The following is a 13,210-nucleotide window of genomic DNA, read 5'->3' as shown; positions in this document are numbered from 1 at the left end:
GATTTGCCCGTAGTTTGGCTTGGACATTATTTCACCGGCCACGTAACAAATCAGTGCCGAGGCGCGAAGATCGGGGAGTGAACTCTTGTGAGCGGCAAGGACGAGGCCGAGCTTTCCCGGCTGATGCGGGCCGCGATCGCGGGGGATGAAAAGGCCTATGCCGACTTTCTGCACCGGATTGCCGCGCTGGTTCGCGGTTTCGTCAGGCGCAAGATCGTGCAGGGCGGGGTCGATCCCGAGGATGTCGTGCAGGAAACCTTGCTGGCCATTCATGTGAAACGGCACACCTGGCGCCAGGACGCGCCGGTGCTGCCCTGGGTCTATGCGATTGCCCGTTTCAAGCTGATCGATGCGTTCCGGCGGCGCGGACGGCGCATAGAGATCGATGTCGACGACATCGCCGAGACGTTCGCGGAGCCCGAAACGGAAACCGTCAGCGAGCGCGACATCAACCGGGCGCTCGACGGGCTGCCGCCGGCACAGCGTTCCGTGGTTTCAGCCGTATCCGTGGAGGGCCGCTCGATCGGCGAGACGGCGGCGAAGTTCGGCATCAGCGAGACTGCGGTGCGGGTGTCGCTGCACCGGGGACTTACCGCCATAGCCAGGCGATTCGGGCAGGGGCGGTTCGGGCGGGAATGACATGAAGACCGACGATCTCATCAAGGCGCTCGACGCCGATGCCCGCAGCAAGGCGATGCCGCTGCGATCGGCCTGGTGGCTGGCGGCTGTTGCGGCCGCCGTCCTCGCGGCCGCTGTTTTCATGATGACGATCGGGCCGCGCCCCGACTTCATGGTGGCCGCGCACACGATGCGTTTCCTGTCCAAATTCGTTTTCACCATCGTGCTCGCCATCAGCGCCTTTGCCCTGATCCGTGCCCTGTCGACGCCGGGTGCGGCGACAGGCCGGGCAATGGCGGCGATGATCGCCGCGCCGCTGCTGGTCGCGGTGGCCGTGGTGCTGGAGCTCTTCATGGTGCCGCAGGCCCTGTGGAGCACGCGCTTGATCGGCTCGAACATGATGATCTGCATGGGCTTCATCCCACTGATCGGCATCGGCCCGCTGGCCATCTTCCTGTGGATGCTGCGCTATGGCGCGCCGACACGGCCGGTGCTTGCCGGCGCGGTCGCGGGGCTGCTTGCCGGCGGCCTGGCGGCGACTTTCTACGCGGCTCACTGCTTCGACGATTCGCCGCTTTTCGTTGCCACCTGGTACACGATCGCCATCGCGGCTCTCGCTTTGCTTGGCGCGCTCGGCGGGCGGTTTTTCGTGCGCTGGTAGCACGATACCCACGCCTGCACCGTGAATACCGATCCTTAATCATGCCGGCAATTGTTTGCCGGGTTTCCATGTCGCCAACGCCCCAGGCGCAACCTTTCCTTAAAATCGATCCTTCAGGGTTTTAACGGGAAAAAGCGATTGCCCACGGGGGTGGCACGGATCGTGACATTGCGAGGTATCATCGGGCCGGGACCGCACAAGCATGCAGCTCTGGCGCTGCTTGTGGCCGGTCTGGCCGTAGTGGCCGCCGCGCTTGTGCTGTCCGGGCTGGACCTTGGCGCGCAAGCACTCAGACTTTGCCTCCAAATATCGGTCGCGGTGACGGTCTGCGCGCTTTTCGCGGCCTATCTGTTCATCGGTCGAATCTCGGAGGATCGACGACAGATCACGGACAGCGAGCAGCGGTTCCGCCGGGCCATGGAGGACTCGGCGATCGGCATCGCTATCGTCGGTCTCGACGGGCGTATTCTCCAGACCAATCCGGCCTTTGCCGCCATGCTTGGCTACAGCCGCGAGGAGATCGAGGCGCTGACCTTCTTCCAGCTCACGCATCCCGACGATGTGCAGATCGGAAGCGAAACGATGGCCGGCCTGAAGGCGGGTACCGTCGATGCCTTCCACTTCGAGAAGCGTTATCTCAAGAAGGACGGCACACCCGTCTGGGCTCATCTTGCCGGCTCGGTCATTCGCGACGAGAAAAGCGGCCGGCCGCTCTATCTCGTCTCGCAGATCGAGGACATCGACGCGCGCAAACAGGCCGAGGCGCGCATCACAGAGGCGGAAACGCGCTGGAACTTCGCGCTGGCCGGCGCCGGTCAAGGTGTCTGGGATTTCGACATGCGCAAGGGGGGCACCACCTATTCTTCCGCCTGGGTCAAGATGCTGGGCTACGGGGATGGCGAGCTCGATGGCGACCCCGATCGCTGGCTGACGATGATCCATCCGGACGATCGCGCCACGGTCGCGGAGGCCGATCGCGCCCATCTCGCCGGCGAGACGGAGTTTTTCGAAGCCGAGTTCCGCATGCGCCACAAGGACGGCCACTGGATCTGGATCCTCGACCGTGGCAAGGCCATCGAGCGCGATGCGGACGGACAACTGGTCAGAGCGATCGGCAGCTTGATGGACATCACCCGGCGAAAGCAGGCCGAAGAACGGCTCATCGTCTCGGCGGCGATGCTGGCCGACGAGAAGGAGCGGCTGAGGGTGACGCTGCAATCCATCGGCGATGCCGTCATCTGCACCGACGCCGCGAACCGTGTCACCTTCATGAACCCGGTGGCCGAAAAATTGACCGGCGTTTCCAGTGACGACGCGCTGGGCAAGACGCTGAGCCATGTCTACTGGGCGGTTGACGAGGAGACGGGCCACAGGATCGGCATGACGCGGCCGGTCACAGGCGAAGAGACGCGCTCCGACCAGAACAGCCGCGCGGTCCTCATCCGCCGCGACGACACACGCTGCAGCATCCGTCAGGTCGTGTCGCCGATCCTCAACGAACGCACCGAATTCTGCGGTCTGGTGATCGTCTTCCAGGACTTCACCGATGCGCGTGCCCTGCAGCGACAGCTTGCCCATGCCGCCGCGCATGATGCGCTGACCGGCCTTGCCAACCGCTCGAGTTTCATCCGTGCCATGGAGGGGATGGTCGATCAGGCGCGCAAGGACGGCACCGCGGCTGGGGGCCGCCATCAGTTCATGTTCATCGACCTCGACCATTTCAAGCTGGTCAACGACACGGGAGGTCACGCTGCCGGAGACGCCCTGTTGAAGCGTGTCGCTGACGCCGTGCGCGGCGTGCTTGGTCCTGAAGACATCGTCGCGCGCCTGGGTGGCGACGAATTCGCCGTGATCCTGAAATCGGCTTCCACAACCGGCGCGAGGATCGCGGCGCGTTCCATCATCGATGCGATAACCGGCCTGAACTTCACATGGGATGGCCGGCCGCACGGGATCGGCGCCAGCATCGGGTTGACCGCGATCCGCGCCAATTGCGGCGAAGTCGACGAGATCATCGCAAGGGCCGACACCGCTTGCTATGCGGCCAAGGCCGCCGGCCGCGGATGCGTTTCGGTGGCGCCGGACGGCAAGGTCAGCGACGACGACAGGTCAGAACCGCCCACGCCACTCGCCGCGGCCTCGTGAGTGGCAATCACGTCAGCGCGTCGGAACGGGATGCTCGCCGCGATAATCGTAGAAGCCGCGCCCGGTCTTGCGACCGAGCCAGCCGGCCTCGACATATTTGACCAGCAGCGGACAAGGCCGGTACTTCGAGTCCGAGAGGCCGTCATGCAGCACCTGCATGATCGACAGGCAGGTATCCAGGCCGATGAAATCGGCAAGCTGCAGCGGTCCCATGGGATGGTTGGCGCCGAGCCGCATGGCGGTGTCGATAGCATCGACCGAGCCGACGCCCTCATAGAGCGTGTAGATCGCCTCGTTGATCATCGGCAAAAGGATGCGGTTGACGATGAAGGCCGGAAAATCCTCCGAGACGGTGATCGTCTTGTCGAGCTGCTTCACATAGGTCTTGGCCGCCTCGAAGGTCTGGTCCTCGGTGGCGATGCCGCGCACCAGTTCGACCAGCTTCATCAGCGGTACCGGGTTCATGAAATGTATGCCGATGAACCGCTCCGGCCGGTCGGTCTGCGCAGCCAGCCGTGTGATCGAAATCGACGAGGTGTTGGTCGCCAGGATCGCTTCGGGATTGAGCTGCGGACAGAGCTGCGCATAAATCTTGCGCTTGACGGTCTCGTCCTCGGTCGCCGCTTCGATCACCAGATCGGCGCCGGCGAGATCGGCCATCGTCGGTGCCGACGCGATGCGTGCCATGGCCTGATTGCGCAGCTTCTCGTCGAGCTTGCCGGACCCCACCTGACGGGCCATGTTGCCGCTGATGGTGGCAATGCCCTTCTCGATGCGGTCGGGCGATATATCGTAGATCAGCACCTTATAGCCCGAAAGCGCGGAGACGTGGGCGATGCCGCCGCCCATCTGGCCCGCACCAATGATGCCGATCGTCTCGATCTTGCTCATTACCCGATCCCGTCCGGAGCGTTTTTCGCTGGAATAGCGAACCGCCCCATCTCTTTGTTCCCGCAATTCCCGGCGCAAAACCCTGCGCACTGCTGCTGGAATTGCTCTCAGCCTTTGTGGCGTGCTTATTGTGCGGTGCAAACTAAAAGGGTGGGGCGACTTCGTCTACCCCACCCCTCGCAATTTAGTACGGTTGCGCGGAAGCGTCAAAGCGCCTTCTGCAACTCCGGCAGGATGACGAAGAGGTCGCCGACGAGGCCGTAGTCGGCAACCTGGAAGATCGGCGCTTCCTCGTCTTTGTTGATGGCGACGATGACCTTGGAATCCTTCATGCCGGCAAGGTGTTGGATGGCGCCCGATATGCCGACCGCGATGTAGAGATCGGGGGCGACGACTTTGCCGGTCTGCCCGACCTGCCAGTCGTTCGGCGCGTAGCCGGCATCGACGGCGGCGCGGGAGGCGCCGACGGCGGCACCGAGCTTGTCGGCGACCGGCAGGATGACTTCCTGGAATTTCTCCGAGGAACCGAGCGCGCGGCCGCCCGAGATGATGATCTTGGCCGAGGTCAACTCCGGACGGTCAGTCTCCGACAGCTTGTTCTCGACGAAGGTGGACAGGCCGGGATTGGCCGCCGCATTGACCGTCTCGACCGAAGCCGCGCCGCCCTCGGGCGCGGCCTGGAAGGACGCGGTGCGAACGGTGATCACCTTCTTGGCGTCGCTCGACTGCACCGTCTGGATGGCGTTGCCGGCATAGATCGGCCGCTTGAAGGTATCGGGCGAGACCACTTCGATGATCTCGGAGACCTGCGCGACATCGAGCAGGGCCGCCACGCGCGGCGCGATGTTCTTGCCGGCCGACGTCGCGGGCGCGATGACCGTGTCGTAGGCGCCAGCCAGCGAGACGACAAGCGCCGCCGTCGGCTCAGCCAGACGCTCGGCGAGTTCGTCGGCTTCGGCGAGCAGCACCTTGCTCACACCCTTCAGTTTCGCGGCTGCGTCGGCGGCAGCCTTGGCGCCTTTGCCGGCCACCAGAACATGAACGTCCGAGCCGATCTGCAGGGCGGCCGAAAGCGCCTTGGCGGTCTGGTCGGAAAGGGTGGCGTTGTCGTGTTCAGCGATGAGGAGAATTGCCATTTTGTCTGTTCCTTCCGATCTCAGAGCACGCCGGCTTCGTTCTTGAGCTTGTCGACGAGTTCGGCGACGCTCTTGACCTTGACACCCGCCTTGCGGCCGCTCGGCTCCTCGGTCTTGATGACCTTGAGGCGTGGCTTGACGTCGGCGCCGTAATCGGCCGGGCTCTTCTCGTCGAGCTGCTTCTTCTTGGCCTTCATGATGTTGGGCAATGAGGCATAACGCGGCTGGTTGAGGCGAAGGTCGGCGGTGACGATCACCGGCATCTTCAACTCCACCGTCTGCAGGCCGCCGTCGACTTCGCGCGTCACCCTGGCATGATCGCCCTCGAGCACGAGCTTGGAGGCGAAAGTGCCCTGCGCCCAGCCAAGCAGGGCAGCCAGCATCTGGCCGGTCTGGTTGGAATCGTCGTCGATCGCCTGCTTGCCGAGAATGACAAGGCCGGGCTGTTCCGCCTCGACCACGCCCTTCAGCACCTTGGCGACGCCGAGCGGCTCGGTCTGCTCGTCGGTCTTGACCAGGATGGCACGGTCGGCGCCCATGGCGAGCGCGGTGCGCAAGGTTTCCTGCGCCTGCTGCGGGCCGATCGAAACGACGATGATCTCTTCGGCCTTGCCGGCTTCCTTGATCCGGATCGCTTCCTCGACCGCGATCTCGTCGAACGGGTTCATCGCCATCTTGACGTTGGCCAGTTCCACCGCCGAGCCATCAGCCTTCACGCGCACCTTGACGTTCGCGTCCACAACCCGCTTCACGGGCACAAGGATCTTCATTTGCCTGTCACCTCTTCACGCTAGTTGGGCGCGCTATAGCAGCCTGCGCCCCTTCTGAGTTGTCGAAAGCCGACATTCCTGACTGAATTCCGGCCAGACGGAATTCTGGCCGGATGGAAATTCTGGTCTTTGCCCGCCCTGGGCTGCTCCTGAACGCCTTGGGCCGCAGTGGAGACGTTTCCGTAATTGTGGCAACCCCTGCCGTCAATACGCTGAAAGCCGCTCAAATCGGTTCAGTTTGGGCCAGATGGGTTTCCAGGTCCCCAGCGCGCCGTGGTGGCGGCCGTTTGGGGCGCCGCTGGTTCGCCGACCGCCGGCGGCTGTTCAGCCGTCGGTAGCACGGCATCCTCGTCGGCAGGGGCAAACAGCGGCACGCCGCGGCTGCGCAGGACCAGCACCAGAACCGCGCCGGCAATGATGCCGCCGATGTGGCAGGCCCAGGATATCTGATCCTCGCCGCCGGCCGCGAACATGACGATCTGGAACAGCACCCACAGGATGAGCGGGATAAAGGCTGGAATGCGCAAAGGAATGCGGGCGAAGGCAAGCACCCACACCTTCACCCTGGGATAGAGGATCAGGTAGGCGACGACCACGCCGGCGATAGCGCCCGACGCGCCGATCAGCGGCGCCTGCGAATCCCAGGCGACCAGCCCCTGGAAGGCGGCACCGGCGATGGCGCACAGCAGATAGAAGATCAGGTAGCGGATGTGACCGAGCGCGTCCTCGACATTGTCGCCGAACACCCAAAGGAACAGCATGTTGCCGCCGAGATGGAAAATATCGGCATGCAGGAAGGAATAGGTGAGATAGCTCAGGCTCTCGGGGATGATGACAAAGCGGGGGTCAAGTTCGGCCGTGTCGTGAACGACGGAGGGGATGAAGCCGAGGCCAAGCACGGCGGCATTGGTGAAGTTCTCGCCGCCGAGCGCCGTGGCGCAATAGACCACGGCGTTTGCGACAATCAGCCCGATCGTCACATATTGCAGCCTGATGTGGCGCAGCCTGTTGGTGTCGTAAAGCGGGATGAACATCGGTCGCCGGCCCCCTCCCGCCTCTGGTCCGTTCAGCGGTTCTTGCCGGGAACCCATAGCACGTCGGCATTTCCGTTGTCATTGACCGCCCGGGCGGCGACAAACAGGAAATCCGAGACGCGGTTGATATATTTCAGCCCTTCGCGGTTGACGTGTTCGGCCGGATCCTGAGCCAGGGCGACCATCAGCCGCTCGGCGCGCCGCGCCACCGTGCGGGCGAGATGAAGCGCCGCCGCTGCCGGCGTGCCGCCGTTCAGCACGAAGGATTTCAGCGGCTGGAGCTTCTTGTTGAGGACGTCGATGTCGTGCTCGACACGGTCGGTCTGCGTGGCAACGATGCGCAACGGCTCGTAGCCAAGCGGCTTGCCGTCATCAGGCACCGCGAGATCGGCGCCGAGGTCGAAGAGATCGTTCTGGATGCGCGAGAGCATGGCGTCGATCGCCTGGTAGCTCTGGGCGGTATGCACTCGAGCCATGCCGATGCCGGCATTGGCTTCGTCGACCGTGCCGTAGGCGTCCACCCTGAGATCGGATTTCAGCCGCCGCTCACCAGTGCCAAGGCCCGTGGTGCCATCATCGCCGGTGCGGGTGTAGATCTTGTTGAGCTTGACCACATCGCCTCCCGAAAAGCCTCACTTGCGGGTGAAATACACGGCCAGCAGGATCAGTGCCAGCGCCACGGCCTGCAGCAGAACACGGGCCTGCATCAGCTTGTTGGAGGTCACACCGGAGCCGCCGCGCATCATGTTGATGAGGCCCCTGATCAGCACGACCACGACGGCGGCCATGACCAGAATGGCAAGGATATTGAAGGCAGTGGCCATTTTTGCGTTTCCAGTTCTTTGCTTGTTCAGGCGCGCTTGGCGAGCAGGCGGTGGAGCATCGAGGCCGGCAGGATGCGTTTGAGCACGGCACCGATCCTGGCCGACATTGTTACCACATAGTGCGGGCGTGGGCGCCGCGACAGAAGTGCATGGCGAAGCGCCTTGTGGACCACTTCAGGCCCGGGCTTCCGCGCCGCTTGGCTGCCGCCGGCGCGCATGCGCTCCAACTGCGCGGCATAATCGGCGCGATGCGTGGAATTCTCATGGTCGATGTTCCTGAGGAACCACGGCAGGCCATTGCTGGCGATCTTCGATTTCACCGGTCCCGGCTCGATCAGCGAGACATGGATGCCGCTGCCGGCCAGTTCCTGGCGCTGGCAGAGCATCAAGGCCTCCAAGGCATGCTTGGAGGCCGAATAGGCGCCGCGGAAGCGCACAGGCACGAGACCCAGGATCGACGAGCAGTGGACGAGGCGACCGTGGCCCTGGCGTCGCATCACCGGAACCAGGCGGCGGGTCAGGTCGTGCCAGCCGAAGAAATTGGCCTCGAACTGCTCCCTGAGCGCCGCAACGGGCAAATCCTCGACGGCGCCTGCCTGCGCATAGGCGCCGTTGTTGAACAGCGCGTCGAGCCTGCCGCCGGTGCGATCGAGCACCGCCGTCACCACGGCGGCTATGGAGTCCGGTTCGCTATAGTCGAGGTAAAAAGCCTCGATGCCGTCGGCTTCGAGGGCAGCGATGTCCTCCGGCTTGCGCGCCGTCGCGAACACCCGCCAGCCCTCAGCCTTCAATGCACGGGTGCAATAGGCGCCTATGCCGGAAGACGCGCCGGTGACGATGATGGTGCGCAACTCTGCCGCAGGAGAATTCGGGGTTTGACGAAGGGTTGCCATTTGCCGCATTCATTTCCCATATTCGCGGCGTCGAGACAATCGAGGGGAGCGCGCGTCCTTGCTGCGGAATATTGTCGCCCTGCGCCGCGTGCTCTACGACGCGCTCGGCCACTTCAACACCGATGACGGTTGGGCGATGGCCAGCCATCTGGCGATCACCTCGCTGATGGCGCTGTTTCCATTCCTGATCTTCGCCACGACGCTGGGCAGCTTCCTTGGCGCCCAGGCCTTTGCCGACACAGCCGTGCACCTGGTTTTCGACACCTGGCCGGACCAGATCGCCAAGCCGATCGCGCACGAGGTGCTGAACGTGCTGACCGTCAGGCGCAGCGATCTGTTGACTTATGGCGTGCTGCTTGCCGCTTACTTTGCCTCCAACGGCATCGAGGCGCTGCGCACCTCGCTCAACCGCGCCTATCGGGTCACGGAAACGCGCGGCATCATCTATCGCCGGGTGCAAAGCATCTTCTTCGTGCTGATCGCTACCGCCGGGTTCCTGGCGATAAGCGTGCTGCTGGTGTTCGCGCCGTTGCTGGCGCGGCTGGCGGAAGCCCATTTCGAATGGATCAAACCCTATACGGGCACGATCACGCTATGGCGGTACGTCATCGCCTCAACCGTCATCATCGGCGGACTGTTTGCCGTCCATTACTGGCTGCCGGCCGGCAAGCGCCGGTTCGTCTCGCTGATACCCGGCATCATCTTCACACTAGCCGCATGGCTTATCGGCTCGACCATGTTCGCCACCTATCTCGACCATTTCTCGTCCTATGTGACGACCTATGCCGGACTCGCCTCGATCATGATCGCGGTGGTCTTCCTCTACATCGTCTCGGCGATCTTCATCCTCGGCGGCGAGCTCAACGCCGCGATCAGCCGTTATCTAGAGGCGCGTGCCCGGGTCGGCTGAAGTTTGCCTGTTCGGGCGGTTGCCAGGCCGACGCCGAAAGTGGTGATGGCCATGCCGACGATCTGCAGCGCATTGAGCTGCTCGTTGAACAAGGCCCAGGCGATGACAGCCGTGACCGCCGGCACCAGATAGAACAACGAGGCCACTTTCGACATCTCGCCGTCACGGATCATCACCATCAGAAGAAAGATGGCGCCGAGCGACAGCACCAGCAGCAGCCAGGCCATGGCGAAGACCAATTCGCCATTGATGATGACGGCTTGCGTTTCGAAGGCAAGCGAAGCCAGGATCATCAGCGAAGCGCCGCCGACATATTGCCACATGGTGGCCGCGACGAGGTCGCCGCCGGACGCAAAACGCTTTTGCCAGATCGTGCCGGCGCTCATGCCGAGCACCGAGACCAGCGAGGCAGCCAGCGTCGCCGCCGTCACGCCGCCACCGAGCGCCCCGAGTTTCGGCCACAGCACGATGACGATGCCGACCAGCCCGATAGCGAGGCCAAGCCAGTGGCGCGGCAGGATGGCCTCGCCCAGAAACTTGCCGGCAAGCACCGCGGTGATCAGCGGCTGCAGGCCGACGATCAGGGCCGAAAACCCGGCCGGCATGCCTCGATGGATGGCCCAGAAGACGGCGCCGAGATAAATGCCATGCATCAGCACGCCGGCGCCGGTGGCATGCAGCGCCTCCTCGCGGGTGGCTCGTTTCGAGCCCAGCACCAGCATCAGCACGGCCAGCAGGATGGCGGCGAGCACGAAACGCGCGGCGAGGAAGGTGAACGGCTCCGCCCATGGCATGGCGTAACGCGCGCCGATGAAGCCGGTCGCCCACAGGACAACGAAGGTGGCGGGGATGAACCGCTTGATGCTGGACATTTTCCGGGGATCGCCGCGCTGGTGAGAATTAACCGTGACGATGCTCTAGTCCTGTTCAACCCCGCGCGCAAAACGAAACGATTGATCCATGCGTCAAGGGGGATGAACGGGTGGCGCGCCCGGAGAGCGTTCTCCTGACATAATGCTGGTCAAAGCCCTACCGTCCTTCGGATTTCTTCCGGCGAAGCGCCTGCGTCGCGCAAGGCGGTAAGGCCCGTATCCCTGAGGCTCTTCGACAGTTTTCGCCCATCCGGCCCGAGGATCAGTCTATGATGGAAATAGGCGGGTGGCTGCAATCCCAGAATCTCCTGCAGCAGGCGCTGCACCCCGGTCGCGGAAAACAGGTCCTGTCCGCGCACGACGTGGCTGACGCCTTGCAGGGCATCGTCGATGACGACGGCGAGGTGGTAGCTGGTCGGGATGTCGCGGCGTGCCACGATAACGTCGCCCCAATCCTGCGGACGTGCCTCGACGAAGCGCGTCGTGGATAGCGTCTCATCGCTGAATTCGGCCCATGCCAGGTTCTTGCCGGCACGCGCCATGGCGGCGCCGACGTCGAGCCGCCAGGCGAAGGGCGCATTCTCGGCAATCCGCCGGTTGCGTTCCTTCATCGAAAGCGCCTTGTCGGCCGGGGGATAGAGCGGCACCCCGTCGGGATCGCGCGGCCAGTCGCGCCCGCGCTTTTCGCTGTCGGCGATGAAGGCGCGTATCTCGCCGCGGCTCATGAAGGCGGGATAGACGAGTTCTTGGCGGATCAGGCGCTTGAGCACCGTCTCGTATTCGGCGAAATGCTCCGATTGCCGGCGCACCGGCTCCTTCCAGTCGAGGCCCAGCCATTTCAGATCGGCGATCATGCCCGCCTCGAATTCCGGCGTGCAGCGCGTCGTGTCGATATCCTCGATGCGCAGCAGCAGGCGGCCGCCACTGGTACTTGCGAGCTTCTGGTTGAGCAGCGCCGAATAGGCGTGGCCCAGATGCAGTTCGCCGTTGGGGCTGGGCGCGAAGCGGAATGTCAGGAGCGTCATGTCTCAGGCGGCAATCGGGTTGTGCTGTGGTTTTGGCGGTTGCTACCTTGCTGCACATCTTCGGACAAGGATACCATGCAGCGCATTGCGACAATGGACGACGTTGAGCGGGGGCTGGACGCGCTTTGCCTCATCGACCCGCGCCTGGACAAAGTGCGCGGCACGGCCGGCGAGGTGCCGCTCAGGCTTTCGGAGCCGGGCTTCAGGAGCCTGGCCTCGATCATCGTCTCGCAGCAGGTTTCGCGGGCGAGCGCCGATGCGATCTTCGGCCGGCTGACGAAACTCGTCGATCCGCTGACGCCCCAGGCGATCCTTGCCGCGGGCGAGGACATGTTTCGCGAGGCCGGCCTGTCGCGGCCCAAGCAGCGCGGCCTGATCGCGGTTGCCCAGGCCGTGGCCGATGGGCTCGACCTGCATCACCTCTGTTCGCTCGATGCCGTGGAGGCGATCGCCAGGATGACGGCGGTGCCTGGTATCGGTCCCTGGACGGCGGAAGTGTATCTGTTGTTTGCCGCCGGACACCCCGACATTTTCCCGGCGCGCGACGTCGCCCTGCAGAGCGCCGTTGGCCATGCGCTCGGCATCGACCCGCGTCCAGCGGAGAAAACACTGATCGCTCTGGCCGAATCATGGAGCCCGTGGCGAGGTGTCGCATCGCGGCTTTTTTGGTCCTATTATCGCGAAACCAAGGGCCGGGACGCCGCACCGCCGGCCTGAATCCGCAAGAAAGCATAAAAATCATGCGTTTTTGGCGCTTCGCGCCAGCGACAATCCGCTTCACATCCCTGTCATGTCAGGCTTACAGTATCCACGCCGAACGGTTCTAGAACTAGGAGGTCAACAAGGTGACGGTTGCCGTATCTCCGGATGGGCTTCCAGCGCTGGTGCTGAATGCGGATTACCGTCCGCTCAGCTATTACCCCTTGTCGCTCTGGTCCTGGCAGGACGCGATCAAGGCGGTGTTCCTCGACAGGGTGAACATCGTGGCCGAATACGAGCACGCCGTATCCTCGCCGACCTTCTCGATGAAGCTGCCGAGCGTGGTCAGCCTGAAGGCCTATGTGAAGCCATCCAGGCATCCAGCCTTCACCCGCTTCAACGTCTTCCTGCGCGACCGTTTCCAGTGCCAGTATTGCGGTACCCCCGAGGACCTGACCTTCGACCATGTCATCCCGCGTCACCGTGGCGGCGCCACGACATGGGAGAATGTCGTCGCCGCCTGTTCGCCCTGCAATCTGAGGAAGGGCGGCATGATGCCGGCTCACGCCAAGATGTGGCCGCTGCAGAAGCCGTTTCAGCCGACGGTGCATGATCTGCACAATAACGGCCGCCTGTTCCCGCCCAACCATCTGCATGAAAGCTGGATGGATTATCTCTACTGGGATGTCGAACTGGAGCCCTGAGTTCGTTCGAGAATTCAGGAGGCTGGCC

15 protein-coding genes are annotated in these 13,210 nt (G+C 63.6%); 6 read left to right on the top strand and 9 right to left on the bottom strand.

Annotated features, from left to right (window positions below; all coding sequences use genetic code 11):
* Positions 1 to 87 precede the first annotated feature (87 nt).
* The 3 genes from AC3CB8_RS00315 (at position 88) to AC3CB8_RS00305 (ending at position 3,424) form a co-directional block, all read left to right on the top strand.
* Positions 88 to 639 (top strand): sigma-70 family RNA polymerase sigma factor, encoded by a 552-nt coding sequence (locus AC3CB8_RS00315; RefSeq protein WP_015315559.1) that lies wholly within the window; start codon positions 88 to 90, stop codon positions 637 to 639.
* 1 nt (position 640) lies between these two features.
* Positions 641 to 1,279 carry an NrsF family protein gene (locus tag AC3CB8_RS00310; protein ID WP_023770769.1) on the top strand — a complete coding sequence of 213 codons (639 nt, stop codon included), beginning with the start codon at positions 641 to 643 and terminating at the stop codon, positions 1,277 to 1,279.
* 138 nt (positions 1,280 to 1,417) lie between these two features.
* Positions 1,418 to 3,424 (top strand): PAS domain S-box protein, encoded by a 2,007-nt coding sequence (locus tag AC3CB8_RS00305; RefSeq protein WP_245273884.1) that lies wholly within the window; start codon positions 1,418 to 1,420, stop codon positions 3,422 to 3,424.
* A gap of 12 nt (positions 3,425 to 3,436) precedes the next feature.
* Here AC3CB8_RS00305 and AC3CB8_RS00300 read toward each other — a convergent pair whose 3' ends face one another.
* The 7 genes from AC3CB8_RS00300 to AC3CB8_RS00270 all read right to left on the bottom strand — a co-directional run bounded on the left by AC3CB8_RS00300 (position 3,437) and on the right by AC3CB8_RS00270 (position 8,972).
* Positions 3,437 to 4,315 carry a 3-hydroxybutyryl-CoA dehydrogenase gene (locus tag AC3CB8_RS00300; protein ID WP_015315562.1) on the bottom strand — a complete coding sequence of 293 codons (879 nt, stop codon included), beginning with the start codon at positions 4,313 to 4,315 and terminating at the stop codon, positions 3,437 to 3,439.
* 206 nt (positions 4,316 to 4,521) lie between these two features.
* Positions 4,522 to 5,451 carry an electron transfer flavoprotein subunit alpha/FixB family protein gene (locus AC3CB8_RS00295; protein ID WP_023770767.1) on the bottom strand — a complete coding sequence of 310 codons (930 nt, stop codon included), beginning with the start codon at positions 5,449 to 5,451 and terminating at the stop codon, positions 4,522 to 4,524.
* Positions 5,452 to 5,471: 20 nt separating this feature from the next.
* Positions 5,472 to 6,221 carry an electron transfer flavoprotein subunit beta/FixA family protein gene (locus AC3CB8_RS00290; protein ID WP_023770766.1) on the bottom strand — a complete coding sequence of 250 codons (750 nt, stop codon included), beginning with the start codon at positions 6,219 to 6,221 and terminating at the stop codon, positions 5,472 to 5,474.
* A 233-nt stretch (positions 6,222 to 6,454) separates the two neighbouring features.
* Positions 6,455 to 7,255 carry a rhomboid family intramembrane serine protease gene (locus tag AC3CB8_RS00285; protein WP_352566093.1) on the bottom strand — a complete coding sequence of 267 codons (801 nt, stop codon included), beginning with the start codon at positions 7,253 to 7,255 and terminating at the stop codon, positions 6,455 to 6,457.
* Between the two features lie 32 nt (positions 7,256 to 7,287).
* Complete coding sequence (locus AC3CB8_RS00280; protein WP_352566091.1) at positions 7,288 to 7,869, bottom strand: cob(I)yrinic acid a,c-diamide adenosyltransferase; 582 nt, start codon at positions 7,867 to 7,869, stop codon at positions 7,288 to 7,290.
* Between the two features lie 18 nt (positions 7,870 to 7,887).
* The gene (locus AC3CB8_RS00275) at positions 7,888 to 8,079 is read right to left on the bottom strand and encodes a twin transmembrane helix small protein (RefSeq protein ID WP_015315567.1); all 192 of its coding nucleotides are present in this window, start codon (positions 8,077 to 8,079) and stop codon (positions 7,888 to 7,890) included.
* A 26-nt stretch (positions 8,080 to 8,105) separates the two neighbouring features.
* Entirely contained in the window at positions 8,106 to 8,972 is an 867-nt protein-coding gene (locus AC3CB8_RS00270) for an SDR family oxidoreductase (RefSeq protein ID WP_352566089.1), read from the bottom strand.
* 58 nt (positions 8,973 to 9,030) lie between these two features.
* On the opposite strand from AC3CB8_RS00270, the gene AC3CB8_RS00265 reads away from it, so the two are divergent.
* On the top strand, positions 9,031 to 9,882 hold the full coding sequence (locus AC3CB8_RS00265; RefSeq protein WP_015315569.1) for a YihY/virulence factor BrkB family protein: 852 nt from the start codon (positions 9,031 to 9,033) through the stop codon (positions 9,880 to 9,882).
* Here AC3CB8_RS00265 and AC3CB8_RS00260 read toward each other — a convergent pair.
* Positions 9,852 to 10,754 (bottom strand): DMT family transporter, encoded by a 903-nt coding sequence (locus AC3CB8_RS00260; RefSeq protein ID WP_023770761.1) that lies wholly within the window; start codon positions 10,752 to 10,754, stop codon positions 9,852 to 9,854. The genes AC3CB8_RS00265 and AC3CB8_RS00260 overlap by 31 nt on opposite strands.
* 149 nt (positions 10,755 to 10,903) lie before the next feature.
* Positions 10,904 to 11,779, bottom strand: a complete 876-nt coding sequence (gluQRS, locus tag AC3CB8_RS00255; protein ID WP_352566088.1) for a tRNA glutamyl-Q(34) synthetase GluQRS — start codon at positions 11,777 to 11,779, stop codon at positions 10,904 to 10,906.
* Positions 11,780 to 11,854: 75 nt separating this feature from the next.
* On the opposite strand from gluQRS, the gene AC3CB8_RS00250 reads away from it, so the two are divergent.
* Positions 11,855 to 12,496: a DNA-3-methyladenine glycosylase family protein gene (locus tag AC3CB8_RS00250; protein WP_352566086.1), complete on the top strand. Its 642-nt coding sequence runs from the start codon at positions 11,855 to 11,857 to the stop codon at positions 12,494 to 12,496.
* A gap of 128 nt (positions 12,497 to 12,624) precedes the next feature.
* Positions 12,625 to 13,182, top strand: coding sequence for an HNH endonuclease (locus tag AC3CB8_RS00245; protein ID WP_006328497.1), 558 nt, complete (start codon positions 12,625 to 12,627; stop codon positions 13,180 to 13,182).
* The last annotated feature ends 28 nt before the right edge of the window (positions 13,183 to 13,210 follow it).

This window comes from Mesorhizobium sp. P160927, assembly GCF_057766385.1.
This window is presented reverse-complemented; position numbering and strand designations above follow the sequence as displayed.

Excerpts from the sequence above, each read along its gene's own strand:
- AC3CB8_RS00285 (WP_352566093.1), bottom strand. The coding sequence starts at position 7,255 with ATGTTCATCCCGCTTTACGACACCAACAGGCTGCGCCACATCAGGCTG.
- AC3CB8_RS00275 (WP_015315567.1), bottom strand. The coding sequence starts at position 8,079 with ATGGCCACTGCCTTCAATATCCTTGCCATTCTGGTCATGGCCGCCGTC.
- AC3CB8_RS00270 (WP_352566089.1), bottom strand. The coding sequence starts at position 8,972 with ATGGCAACCCTTCGTCAAACCCCGAATTCTCCTGCGGCAGAGTTGCGC.
- AC3CB8_RS00260 (WP_023770761.1), bottom strand. The coding sequence starts at position 10,754 with ATGTCCAGCATCAAGCGGTTCATCCCCGCCACCTTCGTTGTCCTGTGG.
- gluQRS (WP_352566088.1), bottom strand. The coding sequence starts at position 11,779 with ATGACGCTCCTGACATTCCGCTTCGCGCCCAGCCCCAACGGCGAACTG.
- AC3CB8_RS00300 (WP_015315562.1), bottom strand. The coding sequence starts at position 4,315 with ATGAGCAAGATCGAGACGATCGGCATCATTGGTGCGGGCCAGATGGGC.
- AC3CB8_RS00250 (WP_352566086.1), top strand. The coding sequence starts at position 11,855 with ATGCAGCGCATTGCGACAATGGACGACGTTGAGCGGGGGCTGGACGCG.
- AC3CB8_RS00310 (WP_023770769.1), top strand. The coding sequence starts at position 641 with ATGAAGACCGACGATCTCATCAAGGCGCTCGACGCCGATGCCCGCAGC.
- AC3CB8_RS00295 (WP_023770767.1), bottom strand. The coding sequence starts at position 5,451 with ATGGCAATTCTCCTCATCGCTGAACACGACAACGCCACCCTTTCCGAC.
- AC3CB8_RS00290 (WP_023770766.1), bottom strand. The coding sequence starts at position 6,221 with ATGAAGATCCTTGTGCCCGTGAAGCGGGTTGTGGACGCGAACGTCAAG.